Origin of the sequence: Thalassococcus sp. S3, assembly GCF_004216475.1 — a bacterium.
Taxonomy (GTDB): domain Bacteria; phylum Pseudomonadota; class Alphaproteobacteria; order Rhodobacterales; family Rhodobacteraceae.
Map to the genome: position 1 here is coordinate 4616824 of NZ_CP022303.1, position 24409 is coordinate 4641232.

Below are 24409 nucleotides of genomic sequence, written 5' to 3' on the forward strand. Positions count from 1 at the left end.
CTATGCTGTTCATCCGCAAGCTATTGACCGACAAACGGGTCTGGTGCGTCGTCGCGATCTTGGTGATCATCGCGTTGATTGGGACGATGATTTTTGGCGATGCGCTTGCCGACACGCCCCTTGACCGGTTTCAGTCCTACATTCTTGGCGGCCTGCTTTTGCCAATCGGTCTGCTCGCATTCGCGCTGTTTCGCGGAAGAATCGAACAGAATGTTCAAAACCGGGTTTCGCAGATCCTCAACGAAGGCGAGGGCTCAACCCCGAATGCGCGCATCGCCCAGGCATCGGCCGCTGCGGAAACCGACGAGATGCGCATACTGGACGCCAATCTGAAATCGGCGTTGTCCTCCCTCAAAAAACGCCGGTTCGGACGTGGGCATCGCCGCTGGCTTTATCAATTGCCCTGGTATGCGGTGATCGGACCGCCCGGCGCGGGAAAGACCACCGCGATTGCGCAATCCGGTCTGACCTTTCCGCTGGCTGACACCCATGGTCGCGGCCCGCTGTCGGATATCGGCGGCACCCGCAACTGCGAATGGTGGCTCACGGACGAGGCCGTTCTGATCGACACGGCCGGGCGTTACACCAGCCAGGAAGACCCTGCAGGACCCGAGCGTGGGGTTTGGCTCGGCTTTTTGAGATTGCTCAAAAAGCGGCGGCGCCGCGAGCCGATCAACGGCATTATCGTCGCCATCAGCCTCGACGTGCTGATCGGGCCGGCGGCCTCCCGACGCGACTTTGCGCGACGCATCCGTCTGCGGGTGCGTGATATCTACGAGGAGTTGGGCCAACGTGTGCCGGTCTACACTCTGCTGACCAAGGCGGACCTGATGGCCGGGTTCGTCGAGTTCTTCGATGATCTGGGACAGGAGGGGCGCGAGGCGGTTTGGGGCATCACCTTCCCGACCGAAAAGGACGACGCCCCGCCGTCACAAAAGGCCACCGATCCGCTTGAAAGCTTTGAGCGGGAGTTTGATCGGATCGTCGCGCGCCTTGACGCCCGCCTGCCCGACCGCATGCAGAAAGAGGCGGATGTCCCGCGCAGGCGGCTCGTTTTTGGATTTCCGCAACAGGTGGCAAGCCTGCGACCGGTGATCAGCGCGTTCCTGACGGACGCATTCGCATCGAACTCTTTCGAAGACCCGATCTTGCTGCGTGGTCTTTATATGGTGAGTGGCACCCAGCATGGTCAGACCATCGACCGCATCACGACAGAGGCAGCCGTCCCCATTGAGGCAGAAGGCGGACGGACCGCCGGTTCTCCTCAGCCCCGCAGTTATTTTCTGACCCGTTTGATGCGGGACGTCATCTTTACCGAGGCCAGTCTCGTCCGCAACGAACCTGGTTCAGCCCGCCGATTGGTCCGCCGGCAACTGGCGGGGCATGCCGGCATTGGCCTTGCCGCGTTGGCCCTGAGCGTGGTGATGCTGATGACCTACCGGCATTCCGTGGCACTTGCAGGACGCTTCGAAGCGGAGGCACAGGTCTTTTCGGATGAGGCGTTGCCCCTGCAACTCGAAGAAGTGGGCAGGTCGGATCTGCGTGATGTCGTTCCACTTCTGGACCGTCTCAGAGCTCTGCAGGACGATCTTGACGCCGACCTGAACGTCGCGACCACCGAGACCGCGGCCAGTTCAATGGATTTCGGCCTCGTTCGCGCGGGTGAGCTGGACACGATGGCCGGCACGGCCTATCGCGACACGCTTTCCTCGGTATTGCTGCCACGGCTTTTGTTGCGCATCGAAGAGACGATGGACAGCCATGCGGATGATCCGGAATTCCTTTATCACGCGCTAAAAGCCTATCTGATGCTCGGCGGGCGCGGCCCGCTTGAGCCGGACTTTCTGGCACATTGGATCGCACTGGACACCCGCGAGCGGTATGCCGACCCCGCCGACGCGGATCTAAGGGACCGCCTGGGTGGTCATGTCAGGGCACTACTGGCCACGTCCCTTACGGGCATCGGGCTGGATGACGATCGGATCGCATCCGCCCGCGCCGCGCTTGGCGGGCGATCCGCCGCCAAGCGGGTTCATGACGCCATCGTCAAAAGCGCGGCGGCCACGGCTGCACCGATCTGGCGTCTGGCCGATCATGCCGGACCAGATGCGGAGCGTATCTTTCTGGACCGGCGCGGGCCCGACACGATCACAAGTGTGCCAGGGATCTATACCCATACCGGGTTCTTCGATGTCTTCCTCAAAAGCCTGCCCGAGGTCACCGCACGTGAGGCTGCCGACGCTTGGGTTCTTGACCCGGATGCACCCACCGAAGGCGCGCCGGATCGAACGCGCGCCGCACAGCTAGCCGCAGACGCGACCGAACTTTACCTGCGTGAATTCGCGTTGATCTGGGACGAGACATTGGCTGCGATCGCCGTCCAACCCGTCAACTCGCTGGATGCCTCTTTGCGTCTGATGAACGTGTTGGCGGCCCCGACCTCCCCCATTCGCCTTGTGCTGATCTCCATCGTCGGCACTACCGCGCTGGACCGTCCGCCCCAAGCCGCAACCGACGGCGCAGAAGAGACCGCCGCTACTCCGACAAAGCCACAGGCAAACCTCGATACGTTGTTTGCAAATAGCGGCGACAGAGATGGCCCGCAGAACCGCGCGGCCAAGTTTGCCGCTACGCATTTCCGCGGCCTCCGCGCCTTGGTTGAGGTTCCGCCAAACAGCCAGCAAGGGGCCACACCGCCCATCGATCAGATCATCACCGATCTGGGCGCGCTCTATCGCAACCTTCGTGATATGCAGGCCACTGACGCGGCGGGCCCCTTGGACAATGCGCAAGAGGCCGCACTGGTCACCAGCGAGATCGAAACGCGTGCTGCGTCGATTCCGGAACCCATTCAAAGCTGGATTACGGATGTGAGCGCGCAGTCGGTCAGCCAGTCCAGATCCGACGCGCGAGTCCGGCTGAACAGGCGCTGGCGCAGCGGGCCCGCGGAATTGTGCCAGCGGGTGACCAAGGCGCGCTACCCGTTCGACGGCAGTGCCCGCGCCGAAGCAAGTCTTGAAGACTTCGCCATGTTGTTCGGACCTGATGGCGGGCTGGACCGCTTCTTTCGAACCAATCTCGACAATATCGTAGATCGCAGCGAGGAGACCTGGCGCTGGCGCGCGCTCGACGGTGTGGATGGGACGCTAAATGATCGCTCTCTGGCAGCGATGCAGCAGGCTGCCGAAATCCGCCGAGCCATGTTTTCGGGTGCAGCCCAGCGCCCGTCGGTGACATTCCAGGTCGTCATCGCGGCACTTGAGACCTCGGGATCCGGGGTCCGGTTTACTGTGGACGGTCAGGATTTTTCCTATCGCTCCGGCACGTCAAAATCGGCGCGGCTGCACTGGCCCGGTCCCGGCGGGCTGGGTCAGGCCTCTATCAGTTTCCCTCGCCGGTTTTCATCCAAGGAAGCTGGGCTGTCCAGCAAGGGACCCTGGGCGCTCTTTCGTCTTCTGGATCGGAGCCAGCAGCGCCAGGCGACCGATGGCAGACTGGATCTGACCTTCGTGCTGGGCGAGCGCCGGATCAAATTGCTGTTTCAAAGCGATGCCGAACGCAATCCGCTCGACCGCAGACTGCTTTCCTCCTTTCAATGCCCGGAGGCGTTTTGATGACTTTGACAAGCGGTTCCAGCCACTTTCATGCATTCGGCAAACTGCCCGCACGTGCCGATTTCGTCGATACCGGCCTCAGTGCAGCCACCCGCAGAGCGATGGACGTCTGGCTGCAGGACGGTATCGCGGAAAGCCAGCGGGAATACGGGACATCCTGGCGTCAAATCTACCTCGAAGCGCCGATCTGGCGGTTCATTCTGCCTTGGGGCATGTGCGGCCCGGTCACCATTCTCGGCGTGATCAGTCCCAGCCACGACAGCGTCGGGCGATGCTATCCGCTGCTGATGGCGACCGAAATCCCCTCCCCCGTCAATACGATCGGCCTGATTGCGGGATCAAACCGCTGGTTCGGCGCGGTGGAGGCGCTGGCCCTGGATGCGCGTGATCCGACATTCGATTCCAGCGAGCTTTATCGCCGCTTGTTGCCGCGCTGGCGCACCGGCGAGGTAAAGCCCATCCGGACCTTCCCCACTTCGATCAGCGGGCGCGAGGGTCTGGCCGTCGAGTTACCGATGTTGTCCGCCGGGCCCGCAATGGCCCATATGCTGTGTAGAGAGGCCCCCGCCGAACGTGGGCTTTGGTGGACTGCGGGATCGACAAGAGTCCCGCCCATGCTGGCAATCATTCCAAAGCTGACATCGCCCTTGGGCTTTACCGCATTTCTCGATGGAAAGTGGACACGGCACGGATGGGATCATCGCCCGCTGATACCGGACGCTCCCACCCCGGAGACCGGCGCGCCGGCCGTGGCCGACTGGGACCGCGAAGCCTGACTAAATTATCCAACCTGCACTGAACCGACCTAAGACCGGAGATCTTGATCATGCCGAAACACATTAAGTCTATCGCCAACAAAGCGCTTGCCGACATCCGCAAAAGCGAGAGCAGGCGCAAGAAGAAGCCCAACTGGGCTGCGGGATTTGCCACTGCGCGCGTGGAGGGCGGCAAGCCGTCGGCCGTTGTCCGCCCCAGCCTGACAAAGGCCAAGTCCGATATCCGGAAATACGGTATCGAGAAGTCGACCAGCTCCAAAATCGCAGAGCAGACCGAAGGCTGGATTTGGTTTGAAGGCGGCCAGATCTTCATCGATATGAAGCGCGGCAGTTTCAGTGCCGCCCAGAAGACAATTCAGGAATACTTCAAGCATTTCAAAATCGGCTGCCCGACAATCCGCAGGGGAGAAGCGCTCACCGAAGATCAGATCGCCGCAAATGAACAAGACGATGAGGAGCCGTCGGAAGAGAACGACGATGTCTCATCCTCGTCCACCGATAACGCAGCGGTTCCGCCTCCATCCGCGGACACCGAAGCGTCGCCACAGCCCGCGACAAGCGAAATCGGTGAACCGGAACCCGCCGCAATGAGCGAGACGCCGGCCGAAGAGGTGGCATCCGACCCCGTCGAGACCGATCTGCCCGAAGAGGACCGTACCGCCGCCGAAAAGACCGCCACGACGGTATCCGGTCTGCTCCAAAAACTTTTCAAACGTCTTGACGTGCAAACGGAAACGGCCGCCGATGACCTGCGCCGCAAGGCCGAAGGCTATCTTCTGGAGGCGCTCGGAGAAGAAGAGAAGCCAGAGCTTCGCAAAGCCTTGCTGGAAACCGCGCCTTGTCGGCTACAGGTCGCCATGGCCCGACAGGGCCTCTTGCCACAACTCGGCGCCACGGCATCCGAAGACAATCCACTCGACTATTTTGATCCCGACGCCCCTGTTGCTCAAGGGGAAGTGGCTGATCACTTCTTCGATCTTGCATCTCGTGCCGCCCGCAACTTGGACAAAAACATCCATATCTCTCGAACACGGATCGAAGATCGCATCGCCTCAACCTTTGGCGCTGCAACAGATGCAAAGGGTAAGCTGGACAGTCTTCACAGATTGTCGATGTCGATCTTGCCTGTCCTGCAGCACAGGGCCAATCTGGAACTGCATTTCGGCATACCGAACGCATCGGAAGGCAGCCACGGCAATGCTCCGACGCGGAACAAACTGGCGCTTGTAAACACCCTTATGACATCGATCGGAGAAATCGAAAAATGCCGCATTGCGCATGAACGCGCGCTGCAAAAGGAGAGCGGCGAGACCCTCAGCAGCACCGAACACGCCTATTTCGACAGCCTGAGCCAAGGCTTGTCCACGCAGACCAACGCGCTTCTGGAGCAAATGAGCAACGATCCCAGCGGATCGGAAGACGTGGCTGGGGAGGCCAGCAGCACCTTGAAAGAACATATCGACAACCTGCGCAACTTCGTTAAGCCCAGGTTCGCAAAGTTGGACAAACGAGATAAAGCCCTGGGCAAAACCAACATCGTGGGCCGATATCTGAAATCACTTTCGAAGATCGAAGCACAACTCGCTGCATCCTGACCCTCGGGGCTTGCGGGACCGGTTGCAGATCCTCCGCTCCGGTCCCACGCGACGCTGAAGCAACTACGTTCAGCCAACGCGCATGGTGCAGGTCATGTCCTGTCTTTGGTCTTTCAGGACGCACCGTCACCGCGCGTGTTCCGGAAAGGCCAGCGACGGAAGCACGCCGACCCTTACCGAATGGCCGGCTTACCTAATCCTTGATTTTCGCATCGAAAGGCGCGACGGCGATGGAGCCGGCCGATTTCGTCAACTGAGGGGTGGGCGTCGGCACCGGCATGGGTGTTGCCGAGACAGGTCCCATCCGCGACATCAAGCCAACGTTCGAGCCGATAATCGAAACGCCCTCCGGCCCAATCTCGATCCCCTGCGGACCGGTGGGACCGTGCACCGCCAGCCTGACGCAATCAGGTTTCACCTCCAGAAAGCTCGATGTCGGATTTCCCCTTGCAGATGCGCTCAGGGCATATTTCTCGCCCACGTTTACGCGGTATATCTTGCCGACCTTGAGGTTGTGATCCTTTAGCGCTTTTAGCAGAACTTCTTCCTTTCCCGCATCGTCCTCAAAGCTCAGCTCGTTATGGTCGGCGGCGCGTCCGGGAACGGATTGGCTGCGGAAAACCGAACGTGTCGCGCGTGCCGGCAATGGTTCGGGCGGACGGTTGTCATCGTTGTAAACCGCGCCGGTCACAATGGGCCAATCCGGATTTCCATCGTGAAACATTACGACCACCTCTTGCCCCTTGCGGGGCAGAACCAAGCTGCCAAAGGTCCGCCCGGCCCAGGGTTGAGCAACCCTGATCCAGGTGGAGTTCTGATCGTCCCGGTCCCAATGAAACCGAACACGAACACGGCCCCACCGATCTGTCGCGACAGTATCGGGTCCGATAACCAAAGCCGTCTGTGGACCGTGGATGCGCGGCCAGGGCGTGCGCCGCTCTGGTCGAAACTTGGTACTGGCAATCTGTGCTTCCACGGTGGCGCGGTAGAGAAAGCGCGTCTCGTCTTCGGCCTCGACATCGCCGACCTCACTGCTCAGCTCGATCTGCTGACCCAGGGCCAGGAACTGCTGCTGGGAGGTCTGCTCGTCTGAATTGTCGGGCAAATCGTACGGATTGTTCGCCCGAAAGGTCGACCCTGTGGTCACCTGCCGCATGCTGCCGTCCACCTCGATCCGGTAGGCGCGGCTTGCCTGCTCTTGCGCCCTGATGCGAGCGTAGAACGCACCGTCACTGCGGCTTTCGAACCGTGCGGGAAAGGTGAAGTTCTCGTAAAACGCATCAGGCTTCGGTTCAGTCCAGGATGAGGTCACCCCTGCGGCCTGCGATCCTGCACCACCGGGCTGAATGCGCGCTTCGGTCTCCCGAATGTCCCCAAGTTGCACCTTTGGAACGGGCTCAAGCGCGGTGAGCGGCGCCTTGGGCTTTTCGTGATCATAATCCTTGAGGCTGACGCGGCCCGAGGTCATGCTGACCGCCTCCCGCCACTCCCAGATCGAATCTGTCTTGTAGCGATAATCGCGCAAGTTCAGATGCGTTGGCACCACGTCCGGCATGCAGGGCATGTGATCTCCGGGATCGCTGACCAGCACCATCCGGTGCCGCTTCTCCTCGTGCTGGAAGTAGTAATAAAGGCCGTCCTGCTCCATCAGCCGCGACACGAAGGCGAGATCCGTTTCGTCGTATTGCGTGCAGATCTTCCGCCTTGGCAAAGCGCCCCGCACCTTGACGGTGTAAAGGCCGCCATGCTCCCCAAAGATCGTCGAAAGGATATCCAGGCTGGTCTTGTCGTGAAAGATCCGGCTGTTGCGTCGATACCCGAGCAGCGAGAGCCAGGGCCGAAGCTCTGCGACGTAATGCGGCCGTCGGGTCTGCTGAAGCCCGACATAACGCATCGAGGTGATGATGCCGTTGAAGAAGCGGACCGACCGCCGGTCCGCCATCATCATACCGACGGTCATGCTCTGCCCCGGCATCCTGCCGAAATCCCGCACGGGTTTTCGGGTCACGAACTTGACCTCGTAGCAAAAGGGCTCCCCCAGCCGATCCCCGCCGCGCAGAGATCGAAGGGAAACGCCATCCAGAGGGAAAGGCGCCGCTGTCAACGTCGCATAGCGGTTGGCGCGAAGCAGATCTTCGGCCACCTTGGACATGTGAAGCGTTTTAGGCGCGGACGGGCGGGGTGTGCGGGACTGAGAAGACATGGATGATCCGATCAACCTCAAACAGGGTTGTCTCTGCCGGCATTCGGATCAGGAAGAAAGCGTCTCGCAATGATGGTCAGGCTGATGATCCCGGCGATCAGGGTAACGATCTGAAATGGGGTCGGTATCTTGTGGCGCCTGATATCATCCTTCCGTTCATTGCGGTCGTAGTTGAGCTTGGCGATATCGCGGCAATGCTGCAAAATCTCGTTGGTGATTTCGGTGTCGGTCTTTTCGCCCTTAAAAAGCTGATGAATACTGGCGGCGGTCGTTTTCACGTATTGCTCCAGTTGCAGCATCAACTCCTTGTTTTCCGACAAGTGCTCTGTCTTGGACAGGACTTCGTTATATACTCCTTGCATCGCCTTTCCGGTTGCAATCATGTTCGCGCGGCGTTGGTCGGGTGAAACCCACTGATTGCGCGCATGATCCCATTCAACCCTCTGGGTGAAATCCCCGCCCTCTTCCCGGACGAAGCCACCGGTCATGGTTGCCATGTCCGGTTCGAATTCGACCAGAACCTGCCTTTGGTCCCGCACGATCATCGTTGCAAATTCACGCGCATCTTCGTCGCTGTCTTCATCATCAGAACGCACGGGTTCTTTGCCTTTGCCTTCAACCTGAGACCGCTTTTTTTCACGCTGCAGAACAACGATGTGCTCCGCCCCCGGATATCCTTCGGTCAAGAATTGGTCGTAATTGCGTGCTTTTTTCCGGCTGATCAGAGCAGGCTGCAGCGCGATGTCGGTTTCGACTTGTTCTTTATACTTCGGGACAACATTGCCGTCCTTCCACCAGTTCGCGATGCTTTCGTTCAGATCCGGCTCCTCCGTTTTTTTAAGCCAAGGAAAGGTTCTCCTCGCGTCGCGCTGACTTTGGGCCATTCGCGCTTGTTGGTTCTTCGAACCACCAAGTTCCAGGTCCCGGCCGGCGTCTTGGGGAGCTTGAGGCGCAACCGCGCTCGAGGACGCCTCTGCGACCGAGGCGCTGGCTGCGCCGCCATGTCGCTGACGTAGCCCGCTCGACCCCGCAACCGCGGCTGCGGCGGGAGGTGCCGTCGGCCTTTCCGCAGGCGTTTCGGTCTGTTTCGCCGCCTCCGCAACGTCCGCGCCTTCCTCCGGACCGATTGCGATGATCGTCATCATCTCCGATAAGCGCAGAGCCGCAGCCTCGGGCGAAACATAGGGGCCTTCTGTCCCAGCAGCTGCGGTGGTTGGTTGCGCCTGGCTTCTGTCAAGCGCCTCACTGTATTCCAAGGCCTCCGCGACCATCGCACTCAACGCTTCAGCAGCAGATTGATCAGCGTCCTCCACGTCTGTCTCATCGGCAGGTAAAGGTATATCTTCGGGCCGGGTCTGAATAGCGACCGGACCCTCAGCGGTCTCGGACGCACCTTTCCCAGGGACCTGTTCCACCGGAATAGCGGGCCCTTTACCCCTTTCTTCGGTCGAGGGACCCGCCGCGCCCTCACCCTGAGCAGAACCGGGGTCTGACTTTGCTGGCCAATCCTCTAGCTCAACAACATCCCCTCCGCCGGAGGTTTGCCCCAAGAGCTCGTCCAGGCTCTCACGTGATCTTCCCTTGTCTTTCTTTTCAAGTGTCGAAGCGCCCATTTTTATGCTCCTGTCATTGTTTGCTGCGCCAAAAGGTCATCCGGTGACGCTTCGGAATAACGGATCACTCCGTCCAAGATATCGACGTTCAAAGTGCCGAGCGGTCGCCCTTCGATCTGGGCCGATAGCGCCCGCGCACTGAGTTCGGGTAAAACCGTGCCCGTGAGGATCGCATCTATCCGGCGCCCCCCGGCATCGCTGCCGCGCGCCTTTGCGGTGATGAAGTCTATGACCGATGCGTCGAACTTGACCTCGGCGCTGTGCACATCCCAAAGCCGGGTCGCTATACGCTCCAGCCTCGACATCAGGATGGTTCTCAGCAACGCGTCATCGAGCGGATAATAGGGTAGCGTGATCATGCGCCCGAGAAGCGCAGGGGGAAAGACATCGCGCAGGTCCGTCGCGATCGCATCTTCCAACTGGTCGGGAGAGGGCGCATCCGCCTGTAAGCACAGTGTCGAAATCGTGTCCGCGCCGACGTTGGAGGTTAGCAAGATCAAAGCGTTCCTGAAATCGACGAGGCGCCCTTCGGAATCTTCCATTCGACCCTTGTCGAAAACCTGAAAGAAGATCTCATGCACATCGGGATGTGCCTTTTCGACTTCATCAAGCAGGATCACCGATCTTGGCCGGCGGCGGACAGCCTCGGTCAGAACCCCGCCCTGTCCATAGCCCACATAGCCCGGTGGCGCGCCTTTGAGCGTCGCAACCGAATGCGCTTCCTGAAACTCGCTCATATTGACCGTGATCAGGTCCTCTTCGTTGCCCAAAAGAAGATCCGCTAAGGCAAGCGCGGTCTCTGTCTTGCCGACACCCGACGGGCCGCAGAGAAGGAAAACACCGACGGGACGGTTCGCCTCCTCAAGCCCGGCCCGACTGGTGCGCACGCGTCTTGCGATAGCCTCCATCGCGTGCCCTTGTCCCTTGACCCGTTCGCCAAGCCTGTCGGCCAGCGACAGAAGAACATGACCCTCGTCACGCAAAAGGCGCCCGGTCGAAATGCCGGTCCAGCTTTGCATGACGGCGGCGACCGTGGGCATGTCCACGCGATCAATCGCCAGGAACGCCTCCGTCGTTTTGTCGGACGGCGCGGGAATGGGCGTCACCACTGCTTCCCCACCCAGATCGGACGCTACGCCACGCGCGTTGCGCGCTGCGCGCACGGCGGCACGATCATTCGACCAGCGCGTTTCTAACGCCGCCAAGTCCGCCTTGGCCGCGGAAAGGGCCTCTGCCGCGGCATCGCCTTCAGGCATCTCCGGCCCCGTTTCGCGGGCGATCAGCGCAGTCTTGCATTCCAGGGCGGCGACGCGGGTTCGCAGCGCATCCACCTCTTCGGGAGGGGCATATTCGCTCAGCGCGACCCGCGCGCAGGCCGTGTCCAGCAAACGCACCGCTTTGTCCGGCAATTGCTGGGACGGCAGATACCGATGCGAAAGGCGGACAGCCGCATCCACGGCCTCGCACAGGATATCGACACCGTGATGTTCCTCGAGCGGGGCCACGAGACGCTGGAGGATGGCAATAGCCTCCTCCTCATCCGGCTCCTCTACCCCGATCACCTGAAACCGGCGGGCCAAGGCCGCATCCTTTTCGATGTGGCGTTTATATTCACCCCAGGTCGTCGCGGCGATTGTGCGCAATGACCCGCGCGCCAGTGCGGGTTTCAGCAGATTGGCGGCATCTCCGGTGCCTTCCTGTCCGCCGGCTCCGATCAGCGTATGGGCCTCATCGATGAAAAGGATGACGGGTTCGGGCGCGGTCTCGACCGCTTCGATCACATCGCGCAGCCTTTTTTCGAATTCGCCGCGCATGCTGGCGCCGGCTTGCAAAAGGGCCAGGTCAAGCGCCCGCACCGTCGTGCCCTGCAAAGGCGGGGGCACGGCACCGGTGGCGATCTTCTGCGCGAACCCTTCGACAATCGCGGTCTTTCCTACACCCGCCTCACCGGTCAAAAGGGGATTGTTCTGCCGTCGGCGCAGAAGGATTTCGATGAGCTGCCGGATTTCCCGATCACGCCCTGTCACCGGGTCAAGATCGCCTGCCCGCGCGCGTTGGGTCAGATCGGTGGTAAACCGGTCGAGAACGGCAGCCGTCGGGGCAACCGGCTTATCACCGCTGGCAGACGCACCGGCCTGCGGTGTTTCCGCCCCATCCTTTTTTGAAAATTCGGGCCAGACATCCAAGATATCGGCGGGCGCGATACCGGCCAATTCCGGCGAAGCGGCACGAAGCACCCTGTGCAGCTCCGGAGCATTGAGCCAGGCCAACAAAAGGTGCCCCGACCGTATCTCCCTTGCGTTCAATGCAAGGTCGGCGATCAGCCATCCCTGCGCAACGGTCTCTTCGATATGACCCGAGAAGTCGGTGACAGCGGTCGTACCGTTCGGCAGCCGGTCAAGCGCGCGCGCCAGGTTTTCGGTAACGCGGGGCAGATCAATACCCAGCCGACCAAGAAGCCAGGTCAGATCATTGTCCTGACTGGCCAGTATCCGGTCCAGCCAATGGACCAGCTCGACATAGCCGTGTCTGCGCGCCTGACAGAGGGCCGTTGCCTCCTCCAAGGCCTGATAGCAAAGCGGATTGAGTTTCGCGAACAAGGTCTTTCGAGTGAGGCCCATCATAGTGCGTCTCCTTGCATCTGTGTTCGGACATGCCCGCGCGTGCCAACGCGCGTCAGGTCGCGTGCGTGGTCTGGTGATCGCCGCTGGCCCAGCCATCCGGTCCAGCCCAGCCGCCCTGCCTTTCCCAAATGAACGGCAGGCACCTGATCGCGGTGCAGAACGAGGGTCAGCACCCAATCGAGCGCTTCGCCGACATAGTTGGAAACGATGGCGGAAAGCGCTGGCATCGAAGGGCCGGACGGCAGGAAACGTTCGTAGTTTGCCAATGACAGGGGACCAATCACCATCTCGAACCGGTGATGGTATGTACGCACCCTCTGACCCAACATCATCGGGGGGGCGGCGTCCCCTCTTGGCGGCACGCTCCCCAGCCTGCATCGGGACGATCGGGGCAGATCAACCCAGGACGGAACAAACTCGACGATCCGTACGGGTGCCGTGAAAAAGGTGCCGATGATCGCTGCCAGGCCTTCGGGGTTCCGGCTTTGATCGGACAAGCGGCCGATGAAGTGCCATTTCAGCAGATCGGGCATCTCATCCCGGCGCTCAAGGCTTTCCATCCCGTATCCGGCAAGTGACGCAGCCTGACGCCCAAATCGATCCTCATCCGGCCGGTCGTGACTGACAACCGGTTCGGCTTCGGCCCAGGCGCGAAAGAAAAAGGTCATGAGCCGGTGATGAAACATGTCCGCAAATGCGACAAAGCTGCTGTCGCGCGCATTGTGTAACCGCCCAAAGGCGTACTCAGACAAATGCTGCGGCAGCGGCCCGTTCGGCCCGAACAGGCCAAACCCGAAAGCCTGAATTCGGGCCGGTGCATCGGGATCGGTTTGTGCGACGTCGGCAATCGGACGGGGGGCAAAAGCAAGGGAGGGCTCTTGCCCCAGACGTACGCAGTCTTGCGCGGGGCGCGTTCCTTCGCCCAAACGCGGCAAGTCAGGCCTTAGGGCGTCGATCTTGCGCAGCATCTGGAACAGATCGAATGCCTCCGGCCTTGCCGAGGCCTTGGCGATCATCGTCTGCCACGCAGCTAGAGTGTCGCCTGCCGGCCAATCATCACGGGCCATCGCATTGCCTCTCCTTGTGTTTGCGTTGTCAGCACGGTTTCAGTGAAACTGTTGATCGAGACGTGACGCGCGAAAAAACGGGCGAGCACGGATGCCAAAGGGAAGATCCCGATCCCCTCGTATGCAGCTTCGTCCAGGCCAAGCGTGACTTCGATCCCGCGTGCAATCGCAGCCTGTCCGCCTGCGGGCAGGCGCCGGATAACGGGCGCTGTCTGCACGCTGACGACACCGGCGACCTGCTTGGCGCGTCCCGGACTGTCTGTTCCGGCATAAAGCGACAGTAATTCGCGCAACGCATCGGCGCCTGCGCCAGCCTCCGTATCGGTGATCGAAAGATAATTCAGCGACAGATGGCTGATCAGTTTCCAGGCGACATCGCCTTCCGCGGCAGAGGGTCGGGGCGGTGTAGGCTGGGTCAGACACCGGACCGACCGAACGGGCGCACCGATCTCCAGGGCAAAGTCGCTTTCACCGTCTCCCGGCACCAAAAGCATGGGCAGATCTCGGTTCGAACAGAGACACCGCAGCGAAAGCTGACGCAGCTCGGGGTCTGTCATTGGCGTGCCGGGTTCCCCGAGTGCCAGAAATGCCTCGCTCCCCAGATATCCTGTCCGAGCACCTTCGAGTTGAACCGTGCTCGACGGCAATCGTGCCTCGCGCCGGAGGGTATAACATCCGGCCGTGGCGTTTTCTCCGGGTGTCCCGGAGATACTGTAAAACGGGCGAAACGCGATGCGTTCGCCGTTGCTACGCTCCCCCGCCACCTCCAAAAGGGAATGCAGTTCAAGGTCCATCGGCCGCACCCGGTCAATCACAACATGATGATCGGGACGGCTGTCATCTATGCGAATGGGATCCGTCCGGCGCTCGAACAGATTGATGGCCGGGGTGGCAAACAAGCGGACACTGCGTTTTCCCAGCTGGCGCTCCAGCTTGGGTTCGGCCCGGTCCAGGGCAAACAGGATCTCGATCTCACCGCTTTCCGAGGATTGGATGGCATCGCCTAATCCGGTCAGCTCGGCAAAAAGCACCCGTTCGGGCAGAGTGAAATATTCCTGCAAAAGCCGGTAGCCTTCAAAGGCGCGAGGCATGGGAGGCAAAAGCGCCTCTTCGGCCGCGTCAAAGGTCTGCCTCAGACAACCGGGCTGCAAGATCTCCTGCCATGGGACCGGCCGGTCGACCGGTCGCACGACGATGCCACAACAATCCGCCATCAGACGTTGCAAAAGCGCACCGCCAATCCCGCCATCTGACGGGAAGTGCAGGTTCAGGGAGTTCAAGGCGAGCTTGCCGAACGTGACACCGTTCGTAGTTCTCAGCCGCAGCCGGATGACCGCGCGTATCTGCTTGCGCAACGGCAGATCAAGTGACGAGATCTGGCTTGCTGCCTGAAAATACTCGAGCGCCTTTACTTCAATCGGCCAGAGATGGACGTCACGGGCCGTACGGAATTCACAGGCCGTTATCGTGCCCGGAACCACCTCGCTGATCAGGCGCGTGTCGCGTGGAACAAGCGCGCCACGTTCCATCCGCCCGGTCTCTGCATCCGGCTCAAATTCGACCACGCTCATCGACGGGATCGGGGCCAGAAAATGGGGATAGACCAGTTCCAGCAGATGCTGGGTGAAGTCCGGGAACCGTGCCTGCAGCTTCAGTTGCACACGCGCGGCCAGAAACGCGAACCCTTCGAGCAATCGTTCGACGTAAGGATCGGCGACCTCGCTACTCTCCATCCCCAACCGTCCGGCGATTTTGGGGTAGGCGCGCGCAAATTCCGCGCCCATGTCCCGCATATAGGCGAGTTCTTCATTATAAAGGCGGAGGAATTCAGGCGTCATATCTCGCCCTCGCCTCGACATTCTACAACGCGGATCGTGGGCGTTTCAGGATCGATTTCGGTGCGCATGATCATCCGGAGCGGCATGGGCTGCGCCCAGAGATCGGCGACGATGCGAATATGCACAGCACTTCCCGCGCCCTCGTTGCTGACGGTCGAAACCTCGATGCTATCCGGCATCAAACGGCTTTCGAACCGCCGCAAAGAGCGGGCAATGGATTGACGCAGCGCGTAAAGGTCCAGCCCCTCACGCTCCAGCCCGTCCAGCGCGGGGGCACCATAATTAAGCGTGCTGGACATGACCTCGGGATAGGTCGTCAGATCAACACTCAGTTCCAGCGCATCGGCGTTCAGAAGCCAGGAGATATCGCGCAGGATCACCTGCCGCAGACGCGCCAGCGAATAGGTGCTTGCGTCGGCAACTTCGCTCGCCGTGCCCGGAGAGTCGTCGGTCAACCGGTCCAGCAGAGACGGCTGGACCATATCCCTTTTCTTGGCGACTTGCGGCATGACGATCACTCCGGCGCGGCCCCAAAGCGCTTAGCGCGCCTTGATGGTCTTGCTGTTGTTGTTGTCGATCTGGTTCCAGGTGCCGTTGCCGCCCTGCGTCAGCTTCCCGTCTTCGCCCTGGATCTGATATTCGACCGTGCAGACGCCAAACTTGAAGGTGACGTTCTCTTCGGGGGCCGGATCGCCATAGGTCCATTCAACCTTTTCGACCGCCAGCATCTGAAAGGTCCAGACCAGGTATTCGTTCAGCTCACCGGTTCCGCTGCCCGTCGCCTTGCGCAGTTTCAGCTTGACGTTGTTGAAATGGCAGGCGCGGCCACAAGCCTGCAACAAATGCGGCGACGCTTTGTCCACCTGTTTTTTGATATTGAATGCCTCGAACTCCGCTTTACCAGCGCCGGCACCCATCGTGTGCGGGCCGATATTCAACTTGTTCTCAAGCGAAAAGCTCCAGTTGTCGGTCAGCATGATGGCGCCGTTATCCGACCCGACACGGGATTCACCCTTGGGCCAGACCCCGTCCACACCCTGCGTGAACACCAGATATGCGTCATGTGCCATGATTTACTCCATTCGATTGCGTTGTGATGAGCTTCTGCGGTCAGGAACGACCGCTCATTCGTTTCCCGCCGACGGCAGGCGTGAGACCAGGCGAAGCGACACGGTCAGTCCCTCCAGCTGGTAATGCGGTCTCAGAAAAAACCGGGCACTGTAGGCGCCGGGATTGTCTTCGATGTCTTCGACAACAACCCTGCCGGCCGAGAGCGGCTTTTCAGCCTTGCTGTCTTCGCTCGCCAATGTCGGAGACGGATGAACGTATTGCTGCAGCCAGTTATTCAGCCATTCCTCGACCTCGTGCCGCTCCTTGAACGAACCGATTTTGTCGCGGACCATGCATTTGAGGTAATGCGCGAACCGGCTTGACGCGAAGATGTAGGGCAGCCGCGCGCTCAGCTCCGCGTTCGCAGAGGCGTCCGGATCGTCGTATTTGACCGGTTTGTTAAGGGTCTGCGCGCCCAGGAAAACACCGTATTCCGTGTTCTTTCGGTGCAGCAGCGGCAAAAGCCCGGCTTTGGACAATTCCGCCTCGCGGCGATCGCTGATCGCGATCTCGGTGGGGCATTTGAAGTCCACTCCCCCATCGTCGCTGGGAAAGGTGTGCACCGGAAGATGTTCGACCAAACCACCGGATTCCACACCGCGAATACGGGACAGCCAGCCGTATTTCTTGAACGACCGCGTGATGTTGACGCCAAGCGCGTAGGCCGCGTTGCACCACAGATATCGGCTGCTGTCCCCGCCATCCACGTCCTCTTCAAAGTCGAAATCATCCACTGGATTGGTCTGGGCGCCGTAAGGCATCCGCCCAAGGATGCGGGGCATTGTAAGCGCCAGATAGCGGGAATCCTCGCTTTCCCTGAGAGAGTTCCAAGCGGCGTGTTCCGGGGTCAGGAAGATCTTGGTCAGGTCGCGGGGATTGGCCAGCTCCTGCCAGTTGTCCATCCGCATAAGCCAGGGGGCCGCCGCTGACAGGAAAGGCGCGTGCGACGCGGCAGCGACGCGGCTGAGATTGGACAGCAGTTCAACATCGACGGGTGTGTGATCGAAATAGTAATCCCCGATCAGACAGCCAAAGGGCTCGCCGCCAAGCTGGCCGTACTCCTCTTCATAGATACGTTTGAAAAGGGGGCTCTGATCCCACGCGATACCTTTGTATTTGCGCAAGGACCGCGACAGCTCCTTCTTGGTCACCGGAAGAACCCGGATCTTCATCGTCTCGTCGCTTTCGGTGTTGTAGACGAGGTGATGCAGGCCGCGCCAAGCCGATTCCATCTGCTGAAATTCGTCGTGATGCATGATCTCGTTGATCTGACCGGTCAGCTTTGCATCAATCGCGGCAATCAGCTTTTCGATGGTCGGAATGACCTCCTTGCCGATGAGTTCCTGCTGGTCCAGGGCGGCGGACGCGAGGGTACGAACCGCGCGCTCCACCCCCTCCCGCGCCTGGTCCGACCGTGAGCGGAATTCCCGTTGCAGCAGGGCGTCGAACCCGTCTGCTTCAACAAAGTCGACCGTCGGTGCCGATCTGACCTCGGCGACTGCAGCTTCTGCTTGCTCGTCCATCACTCGGTCTCCGTGTCGGGCGCTGTTTTGGCTGCGTCTGTTGACCCTTCTTCTTCCTCTTCACCCCCGGGCGTGGCAGCGAGAGTGCGCAGCAGCTCCGGATCAGACAGAAGCTGGCCGACAAGCTCCTCAGCGCCCGCTTTTCCATCCATGTACGTCAGCAGGTTGGACAACTGACTTCTCGCGTCGAGAAGCTTGGCAAGGCTGTCCACGCTTCTTGCGACGGATGCCGGCGAAAAGTCCTCCATGCTTTCAAAGGTCAGATCCACGAACATGGCTTCCTCGCCCGTCAGAGTGTTGGGGACCTGCATCGCCACCCTCGGTTTGAGGGCCCGCATCCGTTCATCAAAGTTGTCGACATCGACCTCGAACATCTGCCGCTGGTCCAGCTCGGCCAATGGCATCTGTGATCGGCCCACCAGATCTGACATGACCCCAACAACAAATGGCAGTTGGATCTTTTTTTCCGAGCCATATGTCTCGACGTCATATTCAATTTGCACTCGGGGCGCGCGATTTCGCGCGATAAATTTCTGACTGCTTTCTTTCACCATTTCTACGGCTCCTGATTGAAGATATTAGCGGAGAGAATTAAGCACTTTCCTGTTCTTCCCCTGGAGAGTTCTGAATACCGGCCAAATGGCGGAATTGAGGTGCCCCATCAGGTGCAAGCTCCTCCATGAGAGCCATGAAATCCTTGGAAACGAGATTTCGGGCGCGATTCAGCAAAAGCGGGATCGGACTGGCAGGCTCATTCAGACGGTACCAGCGACAGATACGATCAATCGTTTCGACGATGTCATCGCGGTTCTGGATCTCGCGGCGACCGCGTCCCGCGGATCCGCCTGTCTGCCCCTCCTCCGCGCCCCCGTCGCTTGCGGGTTCCGATGTCTCAGGCACCTCCGAGCAATAAGGCGTAACCAAAGCACGCATTTGGGACAGGACGGTGTATATGGGCGCAAAATCGGGCGCCTCATGCGAGGAGACATGGTTGAGGACAGCCGTTTCCAGACGGTTCAGCGCGTCTTCGCATTCGGCAAGATGGCCTGCTGTCAGGTCGTTGTTTTCCGTTGGCCCCTCGGCAAAGGCGCCTTCGATGCGCTGCAGATCCTCATGCGCGTCCTCGTCATGACGTGCCGTGTTCCAGTCCCGTATCGAGAAACGTCCAAACCTTTGTGAATCAACAAGGATATGATCGCGTAGCGCGCCTAGAAGCCCGTCGGGATCAACCACTTCAGACAAGGCATTGATACGGATCGTTTCATCGGTCTCATCATCCTCCGGACAAGGGTGGATGTCTGTCCAGAAGGTATCGACAAGGCTCGCCATCCTTGAAAGCGCAGCTGCAAAGCCCTCAAGGCCCTCCAGTTGCAGCGCTGCCCGGCTGAGCAACAGCTCAAGCCTGATGTCGTGGGATCGCGCCGCCAGTTTTTCGGCAAGGGACAGAACGGAAGCCCAATCCGGTGGTTCGCCAGGCACCGATGCGCCGTCGGTCTGCTGGCCTGGTTTGCCGCGCGCCATGATCTCAAGATCGAGAAATTCCAGATCGTAGTCCAGCGGCTCACCGCAGGGCGGATCATCCTCGATCGGCGCAACAGAGATCTTGTCCAGGGCCATCTAAGTCAGCTCTCCAAATCAGGACCGTGCCAAAAGCGGCCTCGCCTGTTTCTTGTCTGATCGTATCTATCGGAACGCCTTGGACCTAAATGCAGATTTGGTATGGAAGCATAGTGCAAGCTCGGCGTATTTCTGCCAACGTATACAGATACCTAAATCTATGATGCACAATTCAGGATATTTAGATGCACGATATTTCGCAAATACCAGGGAATACGCACCTTTAAGCATGCGGAAATTCGAAATTGACGATGCATCTTTATTCGCAGCAAGACCTATTGCACGAACCAGGGCACGTCAGCGCATGCATTGATGTCGATGAGACAAGAAACGGGCGCGCGCACCGGCGTCCTCTATCTGATCGGCAAGCTCGACCCACACCTCATCGATGGAGAGGCCCTTTTCCAGCGCCCGGCGTAACAACGTGCCCGCAATGGGCCCCACATACTGCGCAAGCGCGGCCCGCATATCGGCCAGAATCTCGGTATCGACTTCAGCGTCTGTCGCTCTGGCGGGCTGAACCGACGCGAGGTAGGGCGAAACGTCCGTAAGAAACGCCTCGTTCGCGCGCGGATCGTCAATGGCATCTGCCAACATCTTGCACAAGTCCTCGATGCTGCGAGCCTTGTCGGAGGCTTTGCGCACCAGCACACCCGCGATGGGTCCGACATATCTGGTAAGGCGGTCTTCAACACCGGCTAGAACATCGGCGTCAAAGGGCATCGACGACGGAACCGGAACGGTCAGGGACATCCTGCCTGGCACATGCGGCCTGCATGCGACCTGCAATGCCTGGCTCATCTCGCTCGCCGAAGCAAAACGCCGCTCTCTGTCGGTATCCAGCGCGCGGCGCAAGACGTCGCGCAAAGGATCGGGGACGTCATCGACATCAAGCGACGGATGTTCGTTGTGTGCCACACGCCGCATGATCTCGGTGGCGCTGCCCGAACCGAAAAGACGCCGACCGGTCAGCATCTGGTAGAATATGACACCCGCGGAGAAGAGATCCGCCCGCGCATCGACGGGATCACCACGCGATTGTTCGGGTGACATGTAGGACGGCGTGCCGGCCAGAACCGGCATACCCGCCTGATCCGACTGGGCAAGGCTTGCGATGCCGAAGTCGGTCACCTTCACCAGATCCTCATCGTTGATCAGGATGTTGGCTGGCTTTACGTCGCGATGCACGATGCCGAGCTTGTGCGCGGCATCCAACCCGTCAAGAATTTGCGTCATGAGCGGAATGGCACGGCTGGGCGGCAAACGCTCTTTGCAAAGCATCACATCCTTGAGTGTCGCGCCCTCGACATGTTCCATCACGAAATATGGCCGGGCGTCCTGCATCGCGAAATCGAACAATGTCACGATGTTGGGGTGCGCGCAGCGCCCGGCGGCCTGGGCCTCGATGCGGATCTGTATTGACCTGTCGGGCCCCTTTTCAGATGCCAGCAGATCCGGGTGAATCAGCTTGATCGCGACCTTGCGATGAATATCGGGATCGAATGCGGCATAGACGGTGCCCATGGATCCGCTGCCCAAAAGGCCCGTGACCTTGTAGCGACCAATATGCTCGGGGTGGCCGTCCAAGTTTGCTCCTCGCGTTTAGACATCCGGCTCCAGCAATTTCATCGCGTTGACGAAACTGCGGCGCATTCGCGTGAAGGACTGTGCCAATGAACCGATTTCATCGTTGCTTCTGATCTCGACGGTTTCACGATCGAGATTGCCCAGACTGACATCATCCGCCATCTCCGAGATCTGCCGCAGAGGCGAAAGCACCAGGCGGTGCAGCAACAGGTTCAGGATCAGCGCCAGCACTCCGAAAATAACGGTCAGACCGATTGCAACATCGCTCATCCGTTGACCGACACGGTCCAGTGCCACCTGCATCGGAACCGAAACAATTTGTGCCGCGACGATTTCATCCATCTGCCAGCCAAATCCATTGTCCCGGCCATATACCGCCACATAGCCCGCTGGCGCAGCTTCGGGGGTGGAGTGACAAGCCAGACAGCCTTGGTTTTCGATCCGGATGGGACGGGCGACAGACAGAATGCGTTGCCCCGCCTCCTCACGCTCGCGCACGAGTTCCGTGAGATCGGGGTCATTCCGGAATTCCGTGATGATGTTGGCCTGCCAGGGATCGGACCGGTTTGCGGGGTTGGTCGGGTTGATCGCCGGAAACTCCACCGAGTAATTCGGAAAGCGCTCCTGAAGGTTCCGGAATGTCGTATGCGCGGACCAGAACGGGACGGATTGTGGAAGAAACGTATCCTCCATCTGCATGGCCAAGAGCGGTGTGATCTCTCTTGCGGTGTAGTCACGGATCACGTCGGACTGTTCCGACATGATCGCCACCTCCTGCATGATCTGCTGACGCGCGTCCTGGTAGAGCAGCAGATAGGACAATCCGGTTGAGACGACCAAGGCGACCACGAAGGTCCCCAGCATCATCAAATTGAATTTGGCGCTTAGTCCCATGGCTCTCACTCGCTGCGTTGAAGAAGGCGCCGGATCTCGCTCGTCGTCAGCAAGCCTGTCGGCGCAGCGCCGGCTTCTATTTGAAATGCGGTAATTGCATCGCGCGTTTGCGGGCCAAATACACCGTCGATCTGGCCGTCGTAATACTGCAAGCGTTGCAGTTCGAGTTGAATGAAACGCCGATCCGCTTTGGTCAGCGTGGTGTCCTGCTCGTCCACTTCTGGCGGTCTTTGCGGCGATGCAGGCACAGGTGGCTCGGACGTCTCCGGACCGCTACCGCCGATCAGCGGATGATCTATGCCGGGGGTCTTGAATTCGCTGTAAGATAAGGACGCGGTCTGAACGGTCGCGGAAAGCTCACCCAATAGACCGGCAACCGACAGATCCGCATCGGCGGCCTCGATCACGCTTGCAGCAGCATCCCCCAATACCCCCGGCGCTGCCTCGCCGGCGGGGATTGCGATGGCGGATCCGACTGCGGGTTCGAGATCCGGCATATCCTCGAACGGCGAAGGGCCTGTCGGATCTTCATCTGGCCTGTGCGCGATATCAAACAAAGCTGGCCCGATCCGCATTGCATCCGTGAGCGCGCGCAGGGGAATGCCCTCGGCAAGGATATCGGCATCCCGCACAAGCCGGACAGAGCTGGGCAGAAGAAAGGTCTGACCCGAGTAAGTGGCTGAATATCCACAGAAATAGAGAAGCGAGGCGGATGCGGTACGCTTTTTTGCCAGAGCGCGGAATGATATAAGCGCGGCTGAAAACTCGCCCGAGGTCGTGTCATTCGCCACGATCACCTCAAAGCCCACATGCTCCAGCGCTCCGGCCAGCGCATGCGCCGACGCGCCGCATTCAGGGTATCCCGGAAGCGCCGAATACCCAGTCTCCGCCACGACCAAAGCGACCGGAGCTTCCGCAGCTTGAGATTGTTGAGCCGGAACAGCCTCGGAGGTGCCCAGAGACCCGAGCGTGAAGGCGAAAAGCCAAGGCGCTGCGGCGATGATCCAGGGCGCACCGGAGGTCTTTGGGCATAGAGGCAGCAAGACAGTCACCTTCTGGTTCCATGAACTGTCTGCATACTGTCTGCATCAGGCGGGTGAGGCGAATGCTTAAACCTTATGGTGCCATATCAGGATGGACGGAAACGACCTTGTTCGTCGGGCTGATGGAGGGTCTTTTCCGCTTGCTCGGACTGCGATCATCCGCATCTCAGGATCCCTTTCCCTCGGCCGGTGATCTGCCGTCTCCAACGATCCGCGCGCTTCGGGCGCACAGTGTTTTCATCGGGCAAGATCGCAGAAGGTGACGAAAAAAGGCAGGAACTACGCAGCCTCTGGCGGACGACGGCGCCAACGGGATGGGGAGATCACGCCTGGCTGCATCAGGACCCCGAACCATAGCAACACCGGCAAGGCGACAATCGCACCGACCGGACCCCATAGCCACAACCCGAATACAATCGACAGAAAGACCGCCAAGGGACTTAGCGCCAATCGTTGACCGACCACCATGGGGGTGACGAACTGCGCCTCGGTCAGGTTGATCAGCAGAAAGGCGGCTGGGGGCAGCAACGACATCGGTCCCGAAAACTGCACCACGCCGGCCATCAGCAGGCCCAGCACGATCATCATCGGGCCCAGATAGAGGATGAAATTCAACAGCCCGGCTGCCAGTCCCCAAAGGGGGGCATAGTCGACACCGATTGCCATCAAGACGAATGTCGTAACAATGCCAAGGCCGGTATTAACAAGGGTCACAGCGCCAAAATAGCGCGACACCGCCCTGTCGGCCCGCTTCAACTGGCTCTCCAGCGGCCCCGTTGCCGCGTAAAGATCGTCTCGCGTCAGCACAAAGAAAAAGAGCGTGCCCATGAAGACAAAAACCTGCGCCGCAAAGTTCGGGGCCAGCCAAAGCGCATCGCTCACCGACGGGATGCTCCCTTGCGGTTCAAGCGCATCCGCCCCGACCGAGTTTTCTATTTCCTGACTGATGGTTTCGATGCCGCGCATCAGATTGGATATCATTGCAATCCATTCTTCAGCGGCGAGCTTAAGGCGAGGCAATTGTTCAGCGAGGGTTGTGAGCAGCGGATCGGCCAGCATGATCAGCGCGCCCATGAAACCTGTGGTCAGCAGCAGCAGGAACACAGCGATCGCAACCCTTGGCACGCCTGCTTTCGTCAAACGCTCGGCCACGGGTGATACGACGATCCCCAGAACGAGAGCAAAGACGATGGGCGCGAATATCGACTGCGCGAATTTCAGGGCAGCCGTCAGTGAAATCGCGGCCAGGATAAGCAGCGCGATCCTGACAGCGCGTTCACTTAGAAGATTCTGCAGCATTTTCAG

Annotated in this window: 17 protein-coding genes; 3 read left to right on the forward strand and 14 right to left on the reverse strand. The window is 59.9% G+C overall.

Annotated elements, in window-relative coordinates; all coding sequences use genetic code 11:
• The first annotated feature begins 2 nt into the window (after nt 1–2).
• Genes tssM through CFI11_RS22520 form a run of 3 tightly spaced genes read left to right on the forward strand, consistent with a single transcriptional unit; the run spans nt 3 to nt 5985 of the window.
• A complete protein-coding gene (gene tssM, locus CFI11_RS22510; protein WP_130409720.1) occupies nt 3–3614 on the forward strand; it encodes a type VI secretion system membrane subunit TssM in 3612 nt (1203 codons plus the stop codon).
• Nucleotides 3614–4390: a type VI secretion system-associated protein TagF gene (tagF, locus tag CFI11_RS22515; RefSeq protein WP_165390380.1), complete on the forward strand. Its 777-nt coding sequence runs from the start codon at nt 3614–3616 to the stop codon at nt 4388–4390. Before tssM ends, tagF begins: the two co-directional genes overlap by 1 nt.
• A 50-nt stretch (nt 4391–4440) precedes the next feature.
• Nucleotides 4441–5985: a hypothetical protein gene (locus CFI11_RS22520; RefSeq protein WP_130409722.1), complete on the forward strand. Its 1545-nt coding sequence runs from the start codon at nt 4441–4443 to the stop codon at nt 5983–5985.
• Between the two features lie 193 nt (nt 5986–6178).
• On the opposite strand, the gene CFI11_RS22525 is transcribed toward CFI11_RS22520, so the two are convergent.
• The 14 genes from CFI11_RS22525 to CFI11_RS22590 form a co-directional block, all read right to left on the reverse strand.
• On the reverse strand, nt 6179–8188 hold the full coding sequence (locus CFI11_RS22525) for a type VI secretion system Vgr family protein (RefSeq protein ID WP_130409723.1): 2010 nt from the start codon (nt 8186–8188) through the stop codon (nt 6179–6181).
• Nucleotides 8189–8205: 17 nt separating this feature from the next.
• Nucleotides 8206–9801, reverse strand: coding sequence for a hypothetical protein (locus tag CFI11_RS22530; protein ID WP_130409724.1), 1596 nt, complete (start codon nt 9799–9801; stop codon nt 8206–8208).
• Between the two features lie 2 nt (nt 9802–9803).
• The gene (gene tssH / locus CFI11_RS22535; protein ID WP_130409725.1) at nt 9804–12425 is read right to left on the reverse strand and encodes a type VI secretion system ATPase TssH; all 2622 of its coding nucleotides are present in this window, start codon (nt 12423–12425) and stop codon (nt 9804–9806) included.
• On the reverse strand, nt 12422–13492 hold the full coding sequence (gene tssG, locus CFI11_RS22540; RefSeq protein ID WP_130409726.1) for a type VI secretion system baseplate subunit TssG: 1071 nt from the start codon (nt 13490–13492) through the stop codon (nt 12422–12424). Before tssG ends, tssH begins: the two co-directional genes overlap by 4 nt.
• Nucleotides 13456–15330, reverse strand: coding sequence for a type VI secretion system baseplate subunit TssF (tssF, locus tag CFI11_RS22545; RefSeq protein WP_130409727.1), 1875 nt, complete (start codon nt 15328–15330; stop codon nt 13456–13458). The genes tssG and tssF overlap by 37 nt, the downstream gene beginning before the upstream one ends.
• Nucleotides 15327–15812, reverse strand: a complete 486-nt coding sequence (tssE, locus tag CFI11_RS22550) for a type VI secretion system baseplate subunit TssE (RefSeq protein ID WP_217358739.1) — start codon at nt 15810–15812, stop codon at nt 15327–15329. The genes tssF and tssE overlap by 4 nt, the downstream gene beginning before the upstream one ends.
• Before the next feature lie 57 nt (nt 15813–15869).
• On the reverse strand, nt 15870–16400 hold the full coding sequence (locus CFI11_RS22555) for a type VI secretion system tube protein Hcp (protein WP_130409729.1): 531 nt from the start codon (nt 16398–16400) through the stop codon (nt 15870–15872).
• Nucleotides 16401–16454: 54 nt separating this feature from the next.
• Nucleotides 16455–17963, reverse strand: coding sequence for a type VI secretion system contractile sheath large subunit (gene tssC, locus CFI11_RS22560; protein ID WP_130409730.1), 1509 nt, complete (start codon nt 17961–17963; stop codon nt 16455–16457).
• Entirely contained in the window at nt 17963–18517 is a 555-nt protein-coding gene (tssB, locus tag CFI11_RS22565; RefSeq protein WP_130409731.1) for a type VI secretion system contractile sheath small subunit, read from the reverse strand. Before tssB ends, tssC begins: the two co-directional genes overlap by 1 nt.
• Nucleotides 18518–18554: 37 nt before the next feature.
• Nucleotides 18555–19580 carry a type VI secretion system protein TssA gene (gene tssA, locus CFI11_RS22570; RefSeq protein WP_130409732.1) on the reverse strand — a complete coding sequence of 342 codons (1026 nt, stop codon included), beginning with the start codon at nt 19578–19580 and terminating at the stop codon, nt 18555–18557.
• Between the two features lie 297 nt (nt 19581–19877).
• Nucleotides 19878–21167 carry a serine/threonine-protein kinase gene (locus CFI11_RS22575; RefSeq protein WP_130409733.1) on the reverse strand — a complete coding sequence of 430 codons (1290 nt, stop codon included), beginning with the start codon at nt 21165–21167 and terminating at the stop codon, nt 19878–19880.
• A gap of 15 nt (nt 21168–21182) precedes the next feature.
• Entirely contained in the window at nt 21183–22061 is an 879-nt protein-coding gene (locus tag CFI11_RS22580; RefSeq protein WP_130409734.1) for a DUF3365 domain-containing protein, read from the reverse strand.
• Between the two features lie 5 nt (nt 22062–22066).
• On the reverse strand, nt 22067–23113 hold the full coding sequence (locus CFI11_RS22585) for a peptidoglycan-binding protein (RefSeq protein WP_130409735.1): 1047 nt from the start codon (nt 23111–23113) through the stop codon (nt 22067–22069).
• A gap of 270 nt (nt 23114–23383) precedes the next feature.
• Nucleotides 23384–24403 carry an AI-2E family transporter gene (locus tag CFI11_RS22590; protein ID WP_130409736.1) on the reverse strand — a complete coding sequence of 340 codons (1020 nt, stop codon included), beginning with the start codon at nt 24401–24403 and terminating at the stop codon, nt 23384–23386.
• Between the last annotated feature and the right edge of the window lie 6 nt (nt 24404–24409).